Source organism: Heyndrickxia sporothermodurans, from assembly GCF_003055045.1.
GTDB classification, from domain to species: Bacteria; Bacillota; Bacilli; order Bacillales; family Bacillaceae_C; genus Heyndrickxia; species Heyndrickxia sporothermodurans.
The window spans coordinates 56375-71389 of the sequence record NZ_NAZB01000007.1 but is presented as its reverse complement, the minus strand read 5'-3'; the positions used below and the strand labels follow the sequence as shown (position 1 = coordinate 71389).

Here is a 15015-nt window from a genome sequence, read left to right as displayed (position 1 = left end):
ATAGAAAATTAGAATAAAATTTTGCTAGAGAAAGATGAAAATGAAACTAAACTAAAAATAAATCTTTGTACAAAAATGAAAATAACAACTAGGTGTTTTCTTCCTGTTTTTATTAGCTGTACATTTGGGCATTATAGTGCTAAGGAGGATTTGAATGATATACTTGACGTTGTTGTTCTGCTTTATATTATCGGTATTGGTAACTCCTTTAATCGGAAGACTCGCCATTAAATTAGGAATAACAGATAAACCAAATAATAGAAAAGTCCACAAAAAAAATATGCCCCTTATTGGTGGGGTTGCAATATTTATAAGTTTTCTTGTAGGGTATTTTATCTTAAGACCTGTACCACAGGAAAGTGATGCGGTAGTACATGTTTCGGGGATTTTTATAGGAAGTTTCATTATTTTAATTACTGGAATTCTTGATGATAAATATGAACTTTCACCAAAATTAAAACTCCTTGGTCAAATTCTTGCCGCATTAGCTGTTGTGGTTTGGGGCGGAGTGGAACTTACAAAAATTAATCTTCCCTTCGGTGGAATTCTTTATTTCGGTTATTTCAGTATTCCATTAACGATTTTTTGGATTGTCGCGATTACGAATGCAATTAATTTAATTGATGGCTTGGACGGCTTGGCTGCGGGTGTTTCATCCATTGCATTAATTACGATTAGCGGCATGGCGATTATTATGGGCGATATGTTCGTTGCGATTGTCGGCGGGATATTATTAGCTAGTACATTAGGATTTTTAATCTATAATTTCCATCCGGCGAAAATATTTATGGGTGATACAGGGGCACTGTTTTTAGGATATATGATTGCCGTTTTATCCTTGCTCGGTTTCAAGAACATTACCTTTATCTCTTTAGTCATTCCTGTCATTATATTAGGAGTACCGTTATCGGATACATTCTTTGCAATCATACGTAGATTTTTAAATAAACAACCATTTTCAAGTGCTGATAAGTCACATCTACATCATTGTTTATTACGAGTAGGTTTTTCTCATCGACAAACCGTTTTAGTCATTTATGCGATTGCTGCACTATTTGGTTTAGCGGCAATCATCTTTTCCATGTCGACGATGTGGGGATCATTAATCATAGTTGCCGTTTTGCTTCTGGCAATTGAAATTTTCGTGGAAAGCATCAATTTAGTCGGCGAGGATTACAAACCACTTTTAAAATATGTAAGACCGAAAAAATCACCAAATCAGTAATAGACAAACAAAAGGGCCAGTACAGTTCACGAACTATACTGGCCTTTTTTTTTCTCTTCGCTTTTATACATCAATTTCAAGATATAATGATTCCCCAATGGTTATTTTCGCTTGTCCGTTCGTTAACTCGGTCATCCACTGTGTAAAGGTTTCTGTTTGTTCTTCCTTCACATACGTCTCGATTTCCACTTGATCTAGGTAATGTATATCTTTAATTGAATAGATGGAGGAACGCAGTTCATTTTCAACTTTTCCAAGCCATGTATAATCGATTTTTGTTCGGACTGTACACATTAGTGTTCGTTCAACAACACCGGTAACATTAATTCCTTCCGATGTTGATTTTCCATATGCACGAATGAGGCCACCGGTTCCTAGCTTAATACCGCCAAAATATCTTGTCACTACGACAACCGTATCTTTTAAATCACGTTTTTTCAATACTTCAAGCATCGGCACACCGGCTGTACCACTCGGCTCGCCATCATCATTTGCCTTTTGAATTTGATTTTGCTGCCCAATCATATACGCAGAACAATTATGTGTCGCATTCCAATGTTTTTTCTTTATATCTTGAATAAACGTCAGCGCTTCCTCTTCGGTTGTTGCACGATTCACGTGGGCAATAAACCTTGATTTTTGAATAATGATTTCGTGTTCGCCCGCACCTTTTACCGTATAATACTGCCTTAACATCTATGTCACTCCTAAATGAACACTTAACTATACTTTCTACTATACATAATTTATGAAATAAATTAAATCCTTCCATCTTCAACGTCAGATGAAAATATATTTGGTATAGTGATATAATTAAAGAGATAAAGGAAATTAAGCAGTGTTTATTGAATACATAATAGTATTAATAAAATCTTTATTTCATTTTTTTTAACTAACGGTGCACATACGCTTTTCCATTCATACAAAACGTGTCAATAGAACTGGATTTCGTAGAAGGAACTATATAATTTCCAACTTATGGTTTAGGGACATTTTCCTAACTTTTATATTGACAAACATTTCAAATAGTATCTTTTCGCAAAAAGAGGTAAAATGACCCTAATATATACTGAGTGTACGCTGGAGGAATGAGGATGGCATTAAAAAAAATTGATGCAAAGACACTTGATCAAATATTGGAAAAAATGATTGATACCGTTGACTCTAGCAAAAATGAAATCTTCCATATTGGTGAACAATGCCGTCAAGACTATGAAACTCTCTCCGATGAACTACATGAAGTTAAGATCATGGTATCCAAGGCAATCGAAGAGGGCGATGATCTAGAAATTAAAACTCGGCAGTCACGAAGGCGATTATCAGTCGTCAGCCAACATTTCCGTGATTATACAGAAGAACAAGTTCGTGAAGCATATGAGATCGCTCATAATTATCAAATGAAACTTTCAATGAATCGTGAGCTTGAAAAGCAGCTGCGCAGAAGAAGGGATGAATTAGAAAGAAGACTAATTACCCTCGAGCAAACAATTGATCGCGCTAATCATTTAGTATCACAAACGAGTGTCGTTCTAAACTATTTAACAAGTGACTTAAAGGAAATAGGTAATGCATTAGAAGATGCGATAGAAAAGCAAGATTTTGGTCTTCGTGTCATTGAAGCACAAGAAGAAGAAAGAAAGCGTTTATCACGGGAAATCCACGATGGACCGGCCCAAATGCTTGCTAATATGCTCCTTAGATCTGATTTAGTCGAGAAAGTTTATCGTGAACAAGGAATTTTAAATGCACTTGAAGAAGTACGAAGTTTAAAGAAAATGGTCCGTTCATCACTTTCAGAGGTTCGTCGTATCATCTATGATCTTCGCCCAATGGCATTAGATGATTTAGGTTTAGTTCCTACCCTCAGAAAATACTTGGAACGAACCGAAGAGTATAACAATGGGATTGTTTTCCGGTTTACCAATTTAGGTGATGAATATCGACTACCATCAAAATATGAAGTAGCCTTGTTTCGCTTAGTTCAAGAATCCGTTCAAAACGCAATCAAACACGCGGATGCTACCGAAATTCAAGTGAAAATAGAAATGAGTAGGAATCGAGTATTTGTCGTAATCAAAGATAATGGAAAAGGCTTTGACGTAAGGGCAAAGAAAGAAGGATCCTTTGGTCTTATGGGAATGAGAGAACGTGTCGATATCATTGATGGTCAGATCACGATTGATTCAAAAATTGGTTCAGGAACCATCGTAACCATTCAAGTGATGTTTGACCAATAAAGAATGATTAATTTTGAAATAAGCCAATGGGAATGTAGTATTATCCATGGGAAATGTAATGAATAGTAAGAAATTGTTTTTTATATAGGCAATGTTAAAGCTAATTGTTGATTTTGACACTTTGTTGATTGGAGCGGAAGGTACGAGACTCCTGCGGGAAAAACGGTAGTCGGGAGACCCCGCAGGCGCGTTTAGCGCCGAGGAGGCTCCCGGACCGCCCGCGGAAAGCGAGTACCTGGAGCGGAAATCAACAGCCTAATTTAGCAGAGCCTTTAAATAAAGGAGGAGTAAGCTTTGTCTACTAAAATAGCAATCATTGATGATCATCAATTGTTTCGTGAAGGGGTAAAACGTATTTTAGAATTTGAAAAAACATTCGAAATCGTTGCCGAAGGTGAAGATGGGGCAAATGCTCTTCAATTAATCGAACAAACTAAGCCCGATGTTGTTTTAATGGATATTAATATGCCAAATAAAAACGGCATTGAAGCGACACGTCAATTAGTAGAAACCTATCCAGATACAAGGGTTATCATTTTATCGATTCACGATGATGAAAACTATGTTACCCATGCATTAAAAACAGGCGCCACTGGCTATCTGCTGAAAGAAATGGATTCCGATGCCCTAATTGAAGCAGTAAAAGTCGTTGCTGATGGAGGCTCTTATTTACATCCAAAGATTACTCGTAATCTAGTAGAGGAATTTCGCCGCTTAGCAAACAGACAAAGTACAGGGACAGGCTATCAACAACCTGAAGTCGTTCGACCACTACATCTACTTACACCACGTGAATGTGAAGTACTACAATTACTTGCTGATGGAAAAAGCAACCGTGTCATCGGAGAAACTTTATATATAAGCGAAAAAACGGTCAAAAATCACGTCAGCAACATTTTGCAAAAAATGGGTGCGAATGACCGCACACAAGCGGTCGTTTCAGCAATCAAAAACGGCTGGGTTGAAGTACGATAATAAGATTGAAAACACTCTTCTATTAATTTAGTAGAGTGTTTTTTTTATTCGAGTCTAAAAGTTTGTTAGCACTTTATGACCATATGCTTTTTTTAGAATAGTATTTTAGGTTTTAGTGGGAAGGATAGGGCGGTATAAAGCCCAAGATGAATTGAGAAAGTAGATCTTGGGCTTTAAAGAGTGGGAATGAAGCCCAAGATAGTTTGGAAAAGCGGAACTTGGTCGTCAAAGAGTGAGAATGAAGCCCAAGATAGTTTGGAAAAGCGGAACTTGATCGTCAAAGAGTGAGAATGAAGCCCAAGATGGTTAGAGAAAGCGGAACTTGATCGTCAAAGAGTGGGAATGAGTCCCAAGATGGTTAGCGAAAGTAGAACTTGGTCGTCAAAGAGTGAGAATGAAGCCCAAGATGGTTAGCGAAAGAGGAACTTGGTCGTCAAAGAGTGGGAATGAAGCCCAAGACGGTTAGCGAAAGCGAATCTTTGTCATCAAAGACAAGGAATGATAACCAGGTAGCTACTATTGAACACCCTCCCTTTCTAACATTTTATAATTTTTTATTGACCAACTTGTATATACAGGTTATTATAAAACTATAAATTTTATCTTGTATATACAGGTAATGGAATTTCATGTAAGCGGTATAAAATAGAATGCTATTATCCTATTTTATAAAATTGTAACCGCCTACAAATTATAAGAAAATCGTATTGTTTTCCTGTGAAAACAATAACTGGAGGATGGAACAAATGAGTGTAAAAACGTCTGCAGAGCAAATCGTGACGGCGATTGGTGGAAAAGAAAATATTGCCGCGGCAACGCATTGTGTCACACGCCTACGTTTTGCTTTGAAAGATGAAAGCGTTGTAGATAAAGAAACTCTTGAAAAAATCGATCTAGTAAAAGGCTCATTTTCAGCAAATGGCCAGTACCAAGTGGTCATCGGTCAAGGAACCGTTGATAAAGTTTATCATGAAATGGTGAAAATTACTGGAATTGGTGAATCCTCAAAGGAAGAGATAAAAGACGCGGCTGCACAGAAGTTAAATCCAATTCAGAGGGCGGTTAAAACACTTGCTGATATTTTCATCCCAATCCTTCCGGCAATTGTAACAGCCGGTCTTCTAATGGGAATCAACAATATTTTGACAGGCCAGGATATTTTCTTTGATAAAAAATCACTTGTTGATGTGTATCCACAGTGGAAAGATTTTGCTGGCATCATTAACTTAATTGCTAATACTGCTTTTACCTTTTTACCAGGCTTAATTGGTTGGTCGGCAGTGAAAAAATTTGGTGGGAATCCGTTATTGGGGATCGTTCTTGGCTTAATGCTTGTCCATCCAGACTTACTTAATGCCTGGGCGTACGGATCTACAAAAGAGATTCCAACATGGAATTTATTTGGTTTAGACATTCAAAAAGTTGGTTATCAAGGCCAAGTATTACCAGTGTTAGTCGCATCCTATTTACTTGCAAAACTAGAACTATTTTTGAAAAAGCGAATTCCGGATGCTTTTCAACTTTTACTTGTCGCGCCAATTGTTTTATTAGTTACTGGATTCCTTTCGTTCATCGTCATTGGACCAGTCACATTTGCGATTGCGAATGTCATTACGGATGCAGTTGTTGGCATTTTCCATGCTGCACCGGCATTAGGTGGACTAATCTACGGTTTGCTTTATGCGCCATTAGTCATTACAGGAATGCACCATACATTTTTAGCAGTTGACTTACAATTAATCGGATCAACAGGTTCTACCTTCCTTTGGCCAATGTTGGCATTATCAAATATCGCGCAAGGATCTGCAGCACTAGGAATGCTGTTTGTGACAAGAGATGAAAAACTAAAAGGACTATCATTAACATCAGCGATTTCCGCTTACTTAGGTATTACGGAACCAGCGATGTTTGGAGTGAACTTACGCTTCCGTTTTGCCTTTATCGCAGCGATTGTCGGTTCAGCCATTGGCGGCATGTTTATTACACTAAATGGCGTAAAAGCAGCATCTGTAGGTGTTGGTGGATTACCGGGATTCCTATCGATTTTCCCGCAAAACTGGGGAGCATTCTTTATCGGTATGGGAATCGCCATCGTCATCCCATTCATCCTTACAATCGTATTCGCGAAATTAAGAAAAACAAAGTAATTTTTAATAGAGGGGGTCTCATTAGTATTAGAGACACCCTCAGCCTATTTATTCTATGAAAAAAGTGGTGATATTAAATGAAGCAACCTTGGTGGAAGAAAGCAACAGTGTATCAGATCTATCCGAAAAGTTTTTATGATACTACTGGGAATGGAGTTGGTGATCTACAAGGGATTATTAAAAAGCTAGATTACTTGAAAGAACTAGGGATTGATGTCATCTGGCTAACTCCGATTTATAGCTCCCCGCAAAATGATAATGGGTATGACATTAGCGATTACTATGAAATTCATGAACCATATGGAACGATGGAGGATTTTGAATCACTCCTTGAAGAAGCACATTCACGTGAAATAAAAGTCATCATGGACATCGTTGTCAATCACACGTCAACAGAGCACAAATGGTTTAAGGAAGCATGTTCAGCAAAAGACAATCCATATCGTGATTTTTATATTTGGAAGGATGCTAATCCCGATGGCAGTGAGCCGAATAATTGGGAGTCAAAGTTCGGAGGCTCTGCATGGAAGCTGGATGAGAAAACAGGGCAATATTATTTGCATTTATTTGATGTCACTCAAGCAGATTTAAACTGGGAAAACGAGAAAGTACGCAGAGAAGTTTATAAGATGATGAACTATTGGTTTGAAAAAGGAGTAGATGGTTTTCGATTAGATGTAATCAATCTCATTTCGAAAAATCAAGATTTTCCTAATGATTCAACAGGTGACGGACGAAAATTTTATACGGATGGACCTCGTGTACATGAATTTTTATATGAGGCGAATCGTGAAGTTTTTGCAAAACATAATGCGATGACAGTGGGCGAAATGTCATCAACAACAATTGACCATTGTATTAACTATTCGAACCCAGAACGAAACGAATTAAGTATGACTTTTAATTTTCATCATTTGAAAGTGGATTACGCAAATGGGGACAAATGGACAGTAGCCGATTTTGATTTTATTAAACTAAAACAAATCCTCTCTGAATGGCAAACAGAAATGTATAAGGGTGGCGGATGGAATGCATTATTCTGGTGTAATCATGACCAACCGCGAATTGTCTCACGCTACGGGGATGATGGTGCGTATTGGAAAGAATCAGCAAAAATGCTAGCAACGACGATTCATCTAATGCAAGGGACACCGTATATTTATCAAGGGGAAGAAATTGGGATGACCAATCCAAAGTTCCAGCGAATTGAGGAGTATCGGGATGTGGAAACCTTGAATGCTTATAAAAAATTGCATGAAGAGGGATTAACAGAGGAAATGATTATTTCTATTTTACAAGAAAAATCCCGTGATAATTCACGTACCCCAGTTCAATGGACAAGTGATTTAAATGCGGGATTTACGGAAGGAATCCCTTGGATAAATGTGGCATCAAATTATAAGGAAATAAACGTGGAACGAGCATTGCAAGATAAAGATTCTGTCTTTTATCATTATCAAAAACTGATTCAATTGCGAAAACAATACGATCTCATTACTTATGGTGAATATGAACTCATTTTAAATAATCACCCGCGTATTTTTGCTTATTTGCGAAATGGCGATAATGAGAAGCTGCTCGTCGTTAATAATTTTTATGGAAAAGAGACAAGCTTTGAATTACCGGAAGAAATTCAGTTAGAAGGTTTTACAAGTGAGATTTTGATATCCAATTATCCAGATTCGACGTCCCACTTTCACCATGTACGATTACGCCCTTATGAATCTATCGTGTACTACCTGAAAAAATAAGCATTGTTTAAATAGACAAATATTTGTACAATATCCTTGAATGTTTGCAATCATAGTGGGTGATAATGATGCGTGAAAATAAATTTTTAGCTATATACGATGATTTAGTTGACCAAATCCAGTCAGGAGAAATCAAGCCAAGTACGAAGCTGCCTTCAGAAAATGAGATGGTCGAGCAATATGGAACTTCTCGTGAAACTGTACGGAAAGCATTAAACCTTTTGTCGCAAAATGGATTCATTCAAAAAATAAAAGGCAAAGGTTCATTTACGCTTGATGTTAGAAAATTTGATTTCCCTGTTTCCGGTTTGGTAAGTTTTAAAGAATTGGTAGACAAAATGGGTAAACCATGGAAAACAATCGTTTATGAAATGGCTTTGGAAAATGCAAACTCATACATTCAAAAACAATTGAATGTTAAGGGCAATGAACAAGTTTGGAAAATCGCCCGTGCACGGGAATTAGACGGGGAACGAATTATTCTTGATAAAGACTATGTTCGCCAAGCATTTGTCCCTACCTTATCAAAGGAAACATGTGAAGGATCGCTATTTTCCTATTTTGAAGGTGAGCTCGGACTAAAAATCAGCTTTGCCAAAAAAGAAATATCGGTAGACGAACCGACAGAAGAAGACTATAGATACCTAGACTTAAAAGACTACAAACATATCGTCGTCGTCAAAAACTACATCTACCTAGAAGACGCCAGCCTCTTCCAATACACCGAATCCCGCCACAGACTCGACAAATTCCGCTTCGTCGACTTCGCCCGAAGAGGCCACTAAGCATCTGCCCAACCAGCAGATGCCTTTTTGCATACCTCCAATAAAGTGTCAGGCACCATTTATACATAAATTCGCATAAATATTTACCATTCTGCATAAATGGTGCCTGACACTTTAAACTAAATTTGTAGTATTTTCTACATATGGCTGTAGTTTGTTGTAGGTTGGGGTGATTTTCTTTAAAATAGGGGAATAGTGAACTATATTTATTTTTGGAAGGTGTGTATTATGAAAAGGTTAAATAAATGGATGTTATTTCTTGTGATCATGTTGGTTGGTTCGATTATGCTTGCTGCATGTGGGAAGGATGAAAAAACGGAGAAGAAAAGCGAAACGAACACAGCGACGGAAAGTAAGAAACAAAATCAACAAACACCGCCTAATGAATCAACTGTTTCTGATGCTGCACCACCAATAAAGGAAGCGGAAAATCTTCCGGCAAAAGAAAAAAAAGCACTGCTGGCCGTTTTGGATCAACATATTTCCACATTCAATAAAAAAGATTTATCAGGATATATGGATACCGTTTCAAAAAATCCAACCTCGTTTAAATATGATGAAGAAAAAGCTTATATGAAAAACATTTTTGATACGATGAATATCCAAATTAAATCGGAGAATGTTGTTATCATCGACTATAAAAAAACAGAAGCTAATATTTTCACCCAAATGAAAACGATAGTTTCCGAAGCAGGAAAAAAGAAAAAAAAGATAGAGAAAGTTAGTCGTCAAATCAACACTTTCCGAAAAGAAGAGGGAAAATGGAAACTTATCGCAACGTACGCAATGGAAACGAAGTAAGAACTTCGAGCATATTTTCGTAAAAAAATCGTTAACCCGAAAGTTGCTGAATGACCAGACTTATTAGTTTTTCGAGTTGAAAACAACAAATTTTTCAAAAAGAGCAAACTAAAAAACTTGCATGGAATTTTTTTTCTTTTATAATGAAGGTATTGTGAAATAAAGTTTGAAAGGCGGCATATGACATGCAAATCGGTATGGTTGGTTTAGGAAAAATGGGCTATCAACTCTCATTAAACCTAATTGAAAAAGGATATAAAGTATCTGCGTATGATGTTAATAAAGAATCGGTCGATAATATTTCTAAAGATGGTGGACAAGGAGCTTACACATTAGAAGAACTTGTGCAACAACTTGAAAGCCCACGTAAACTTTGGATGATGGTTCCAGCCGGCGACATTACAGAACAAGTTTTCAACCAGTTACTCCCATTATTAGATGAAGGCGATATTCTCATTGATGGCGGAAACGCTCATTATAAAGATTCACTTCGACGTCACGCTATTTCAAAAGAAAAAGGTATTTACTACCTTGACTGTGGGACAAGCGGTGGTGTAGAAGGTGCACGCTACGGCGCATGTACAATGATTGGTGGAGATAAAGAAGCTTTTGCACAAGTTGAAAAAGTATTCGAAGACATCTCTGTTGAAAAAGGTTATCTTTACACAGGTGAAGCAGGAAGCGGACATTTCCTTAAAATGATCCATAATGGTATCGAATACGGTATGATGCAAGCAATCGCTGAAGGCTTTGATATTTTAGAAAAAAGTCCATTCGATTATGATTATGAAAAAGTATCAACCGTTTGGAACCACGGTTCTGTTATCCGTTCATGGTTAATGGAATTAATGGAAAATGCCTTCTCTAAAGACAGCAAACTAGATAAAATCAAAGGTGTTATGCAATCATCTGGTGAGGGTAAATGGACTGTTGAAACAGCTCTTGACTTCCAAACTGCTGCACCAGTTATCGCTTTATCATTAATGATGCGCTATCGCTCCCTAGAAGATGATACATTTACTGGAAAAGTTGTCGCTGCACTCCGCAACGAATTCGGCGGCCACGCAGTTGTTGAAAAATAAGTCATCGAATTTGACAAGGCACTTAGGAATAAACCTAGGTGTCTTTTGTTTTAACGGACCAAACACGGAAGAAATTCCTGCATAATAATAATTCTCCCCAAATCCCTTTCCAAATCGTCCAATCTTTTATAAAATGAAAGCAAACGAAATTGAGGATGATAAATAAACAATGAAAATTGCCATAGTGACAGACAGTACAGCTTACATTCCGAAGGACGTTCGTGACAAGCTGAATATACATATGATCCCTCTTAGCGTCGTCATCGGCGGCGAAACGTACGAGGAAGAAATTGACTTAAACGCCGAACAGTTTTATGAAGAGTTAAAAAGAAAAGACCGCTTTCCTACCTCATCACAACCACCATCTGGAAAATTCGTTGCCCTTTTTGAATCGTTGGCGAAAGATTATGACGCAATTATTAGTATCCACCTTTCAAGTGGCATTAGTGGTACCTATCAAGGAGCAATCACAGCGGGAACAATGGTTGAAGGTGTCAAGGTGTATGCGTACGATTCAGAAATAAGTTGCATGGCCCAAGGCTTTTATGCGATAGAAGCAGCAAAGATGGCTGCAGAAGGGAAATCACCGGAAGAAATCATCGCCCGTTTAGACGTAATGAAAGCCTCACTAAGAGCGTATTTCATGGTTGATGACCTCTCCAATCTCCAAAGAGGTGGACGTCTCACAAGTGCCCAAGCCATCATCGGAAGCTTGCTAAAAGTAAAACCACTGCTTCATTTTGTTGATAAAGTAATTGTGCCATTTGAAAAAATCCGCACACGCAAAAAGGCGATGAATCGGATTGCCGAATTAATTGGCGAGGACGCGTCGAAAGGCATACCACTGCAAGCATCCATCATTCATGCAAATCGTGAAGAAGATGCTAAAGAATGGAAAGCTGAACTTGAACAGCTTTATCCAAATGTCGACTTTTCAATCAGCTATTTCGGTCCCGTTATTGCTACTCACCTCGGTGAAGGAGCAATGGGATTAACTTGGACAATTAAATAACAGTTGACGCCATTCGTAAAAGAATGGCGTCCTTTAAAAGGAGTGAATCATTTGTCAGCCGAATTTCCCCCCGAATTACAAACCTTTCTCACTGGCCGCAAACTTCTCCAAAACGAAATCCCTTTCCCGCAAAAACTAATCACACTACACGAAAAAAATGGCTATATCTCATCAACCCCAGGAATAACGACACAAAAATGTGAACGCTGCGGCAACACAGCCACCCATCTTTTTGCCAAGTTCCCCTGTGCAAAATGCCAAAAAGAATGCACCTATTGCCGAAACTGCATCATGATGGGACGAGTCTCAACTTGTACGCCTTTATATCAATGGACAGGCCCAGCGCCGACCATCAAAATAGAAGAATCCCCACTACAATGGGACGGCACACTTTCACCGGGTCAACGAACTGCCTCGGAAAAAGTTCAATCAGCCATCCAAACAAAATCCGAGCTCCTCGTCTGGGCGGTATGTGGCGCAGGAAAAACAGAGATCCTTTTTGAAGGCGTTAATGAAGCCTTAAAACAAAACATGAGAGTCTGCATTGCCACACCCCGCACCGATGTCGTTCTCGAACTTGCCCCTCGATTGCAAAAAGTTTTTCCAACGATCCAAGTGGCAGCCCTTTATGGAGGAAGTGAAGATCGACATCTATTTTCACCCTTAACGATCGCAACGACCCACCAATTATTCCGTTTCTACGAGGCTTTTGATGTCATCATTGTCGATGAGGTCGACGCCTTTCCGTACACTTACGACCATACACTACAATGGGCCGTGAAAAAATCAGCAAAAAGCTCGGCAGCAAAAATCTATTTAACGGCAACACCTAACGAAAAATGGCAGCTTGAATGTAAAACAGGCAAACGTCCATTTATCACAATCCCAGCCCGATTTCATCGCTATTCCTTACCAGTTCCAACTTTCACATGGTGCGGAAATTGGAAAAAGTCATTTGAAAAAGGAATCATCCCCGCACCTATCGAAAAATGGACAAAAGAAAGAATACAAAGAGGAAAACAAGCCCTTATTTTTCTCCCAAACATCAAATTAATGGAAAAAACGGCCCCATACTTTAGAAAACTTCATCCAAACATCGAATCCGTCCATGCTGAAGACCCAAACAGGAAAGCCAAAGTCGAACGAATGCGCAAAAAAGAAACACAAATCCTTCTCACGACAACCATTCTCGAAAGAGGTGTCACATTTCCGAATATTGATGTCGCAGTCGTTGGAGCCGAAGATGGCATTTTTACCGAAGCCGCCCTCGTGCAAATTTCCGGTCGCGTCGGAAGAAGTTCACAACATCCAACTGGAAACATCACGTTTTTCCATCATGGACGAACAAGGGCAATGAATAAAGCGTACAACCACATTATCCAAATGAATAAAGAAGCGAAAGAAAGGGGACTAATCGATGTCTGACCATTGTTTAAATTGTCATCTCCCACTTCCATTCGAACTCACCTGGCGATCACTATTCAAACAATTGCCACCCTCCTATTTATGTAAAGACTGCAAAAAGCAATTGGCTCCTATACACCCGCCAATCTGTCCAAAATGCAGCCGCCCGCTTGAAAAACTTTCGAAAGACTATCTTAAGGGGGATGTATGTCTCGACTGCTATCGCTGGGAAAATGATACGAACTGGACCAACATTCTCGATAAAAATATTTCTTTCTATGAATACAATGACTTTTTAAAAGATTTGCTTGCCCGTTTCAAATATCGCGGCGACTATATACTAGCAAAAATTTTTTCACAAAAAATCCAAAAGGAACTAGAAAAAATCAGCTGCGACGAAATCGTTCCGATCCCGCTTAGCAATGAACGCCTTCTCGAACGAGGATTCAATCAATCCACTGCATTAGCAACCGAAGCAAACTTAAACGTTGCTAATCTCCTAACAAGAGTGCATACCGAAAAACAATCAAAAAAGTCTCGCCAGGAACGAATTCATCTTCAACAAGTTTTCAATCGAAAAGATGACGTTAAACTGGAAGGGGAAAATATTCTCCTGATCGATGACATCTATACAACGGGCTCAACACTTAGACATGCGGCAAAAATATTAAAAGAGGCAGGCGCAAAAAGCGTCACATCCATCACAATTGCAAGAGGTTAACTATTAACAAAATCAATTAACATCCGATATAATAAATATATTAGTGATCAGTAGGAGGAGAACCGGATGGCAGATTTAGAAAACTGTCCGAAATGTGGTGCATTGTATATTAAAAACAATGTTCGTGACGTTTGTGAAAAATGCTATAAAGAAGAAGAAAAACGATATGAAGTTGTTTATAAATTTTTGAAAAAACGCGAAAATCGCTCGGCTACTAAAGATACCGTCGTCGATGAAACAGGAGTCGAAGAGGAATTACTATATAAATGGGTTCGTAAAGGCCGGCTCCAGCTCGCACAATTCCCTAACCTTGGATATCCTTGTGCAAAATGTGGAACAATCATAAGAGAAGGGAAACTCTGTGTAAAATGTACAGGAAGCATCCTAAATGACCTAGAATTACATAAAAAAGAAGAAAAACGAAAAGAAGAACTCCAAAAACGCACATACTATAGTCAGTTATAATTAACAAAAAAATCCAAACTCGCTGTTTGGATTTTTGACTAAATGGGAAAAATCGACTATAAAACTTTCACAAAAACTACCGATATAAACAATATAGGAAAAAATACGTTCGAACGAAAGGGGCGTAACCAATGAAAATTAACAACATTGGAAATCATGGAATCAACCCATATAAAAAGCAAATGAATAAAATGGAACAAGTAAATAAGAGCGGAAAACAAGTTGATAAAGTAGAGATATCCGGTGCGGCAAAGGAAATGCAGCAACTATCGAGCATCGAAAAAGAACGCCAAGCAAAAGTGGAACAATTAAAAAAACAAGTCGAGAACGGTCAGTATAAGATCGATCCGGAGAAAATTTCCACTAGTATAATGAAATATTACCGACCATAAAGTTTAACGGAGCGTGAG

14 protein-coding genes are annotated in these 15015 nt (G+C 38.3%); 13 read left to right on the top strand and 1 reads right to left on the bottom strand.

The window, feature by feature from the left end:
• Window positions 1-154: 154 nt before the first annotated feature.
• Entirely contained in the window at window positions 155-1225 is a 1071-nt protein-coding gene (locus B5V89_RS01385) for an MraY family glycosyltransferase (RefSeq protein WP_066229050.1), read from the top strand.
• 63 nt (window positions 1226-1288) lie between these two features.
• Here B5V89_RS01385 and B5V89_RS01380 read toward each other — a convergent pair whose 3' ends face one another.
• Window positions 1289-1921, bottom strand: a complete 633-nt coding sequence (locus B5V89_RS01380) for a YigZ family protein (RefSeq protein ID WP_066229052.1) — start codon at window positions 1919-1921, stop codon at window positions 1289-1291.
• A gap of 398 nt (window positions 1922-2319) precedes the next feature.
• On the opposite strand from B5V89_RS01380, the gene B5V89_RS01375 reads away from it, so the two are divergent.
• The 12 genes from B5V89_RS01375 to flgM all read left to right on the top strand — a co-directional run bounded on the left by B5V89_RS01375 (window position 2320) and on the right by flgM (window position 14997).
• The gene (locus B5V89_RS01375) at window positions 2320-3462 is read left to right on the top strand and encodes a sensor histidine kinase (protein ID WP_066229055.1); all 1143 of its coding nucleotides are present in this window, start codon (window positions 2320-2322) and stop codon (window positions 3460-3462) included.
• Window positions 3463-3756: 294 nt separating this feature from the next.
• Window positions 3757-4437: a response regulator gene (locus B5V89_RS01370; RefSeq protein ID WP_066229057.1), complete on the top strand. Its 681-nt coding sequence runs from the start codon at window positions 3757-3759 to the stop codon at window positions 4435-4437.
• 746 nt (window positions 4438-5183) lie between these two features.
• Window positions 5184-6584, top strand: coding sequence for a PTS system trehalose-specific EIIBC component (gene treP / locus B5V89_RS01365; RefSeq protein WP_108070166.1), 1401 nt, complete (start codon window positions 5184-5186; stop codon window positions 6582-6584).
• Window positions 6585-6661: 77 nt separating this feature from the next.
• The gene (treC, locus tag B5V89_RS01360; protein WP_108070164.1) at window positions 6662-8335 is read left to right on the top strand and encodes an alpha,alpha-phosphotrehalase; all 1674 of its coding nucleotides are present in this window, start codon (window positions 6662-6664) and stop codon (window positions 8333-8335) included.
• A 68-nt stretch (window positions 8336-8403) separates the two neighbouring features.
• Complete coding sequence (gene treR / locus B5V89_RS01355) at window positions 8404-9120, top strand: trehalose operon repressor (protein ID WP_066229065.1); 717 nt, start codon at window positions 8404-8406, stop codon at window positions 9118-9120.
• Window positions 9121-9348: 228 nt separating this feature from the next.
• Complete coding sequence (locus tag B5V89_RS01350) at window positions 9349-9921, top strand: hypothetical protein (RefSeq protein ID WP_108070162.1); 573 nt, start codon at window positions 9349-9351, stop codon at window positions 9919-9921.
• A gap of 185 nt (window positions 9922-10106) precedes the next feature.
• Window positions 10107-11003 (top strand): phosphogluconate dehydrogenase (NAD(+)-dependent, decarboxylating), encoded by an 897-nt coding sequence (gene gnd, locus B5V89_RS01345; RefSeq protein WP_108070160.1) that lies wholly within the window; start codon window positions 10107-10109, stop codon window positions 11001-11003.
• A gap of 169 nt (window positions 11004-11172) precedes the next feature.
• Window positions 11173-12015, top strand: a complete 843-nt coding sequence (locus B5V89_RS01340; RefSeq protein WP_108070158.1) for a DegV family protein — start codon at window positions 11173-11175, stop codon at window positions 12013-12015.
• 51 nt (window positions 12016-12066) lie between these two features.
• Window positions 12067-13440: an ATP-dependent helicase ComFA gene (locus B5V89_RS01335; protein ID WP_066229080.1), complete on the top strand. Its 1374-nt coding sequence runs from the start codon at window positions 12067-12069 to the stop codon at window positions 13438-13440.
• On the top strand, window positions 13433-14140 hold the full coding sequence (locus tag B5V89_RS01330) for a ComFC family protein (protein WP_108070156.1): 708 nt from the start codon (window positions 13433-13435) through the stop codon (window positions 14138-14140). The genes B5V89_RS01335 and B5V89_RS01330 overlap by 8 nt, the downstream gene beginning before the upstream one ends.
• A gap of 66 nt (window positions 14141-14206) precedes the next feature.
• On the top strand, window positions 14207-14605 hold the full coding sequence (locus B5V89_RS01325; RefSeq protein ID WP_108070154.1) for a TIGR03826 family flagellar region protein: 399 nt from the start codon (window positions 14207-14209) through the stop codon (window positions 14603-14605).
• A 131-nt stretch (window positions 14606-14736) separates the two neighbouring features.
• The gene (flgM, locus tag B5V89_RS01320) at window positions 14737-14997 is read left to right on the top strand and encodes a flagellar biosynthesis anti-sigma factor FlgM (RefSeq protein WP_066229091.1); all 261 of its coding nucleotides are present in this window, start codon (window positions 14737-14739) and stop codon (window positions 14995-14997) included.
• Window positions 14998-15015: the final 18 nt, after the last annotated feature.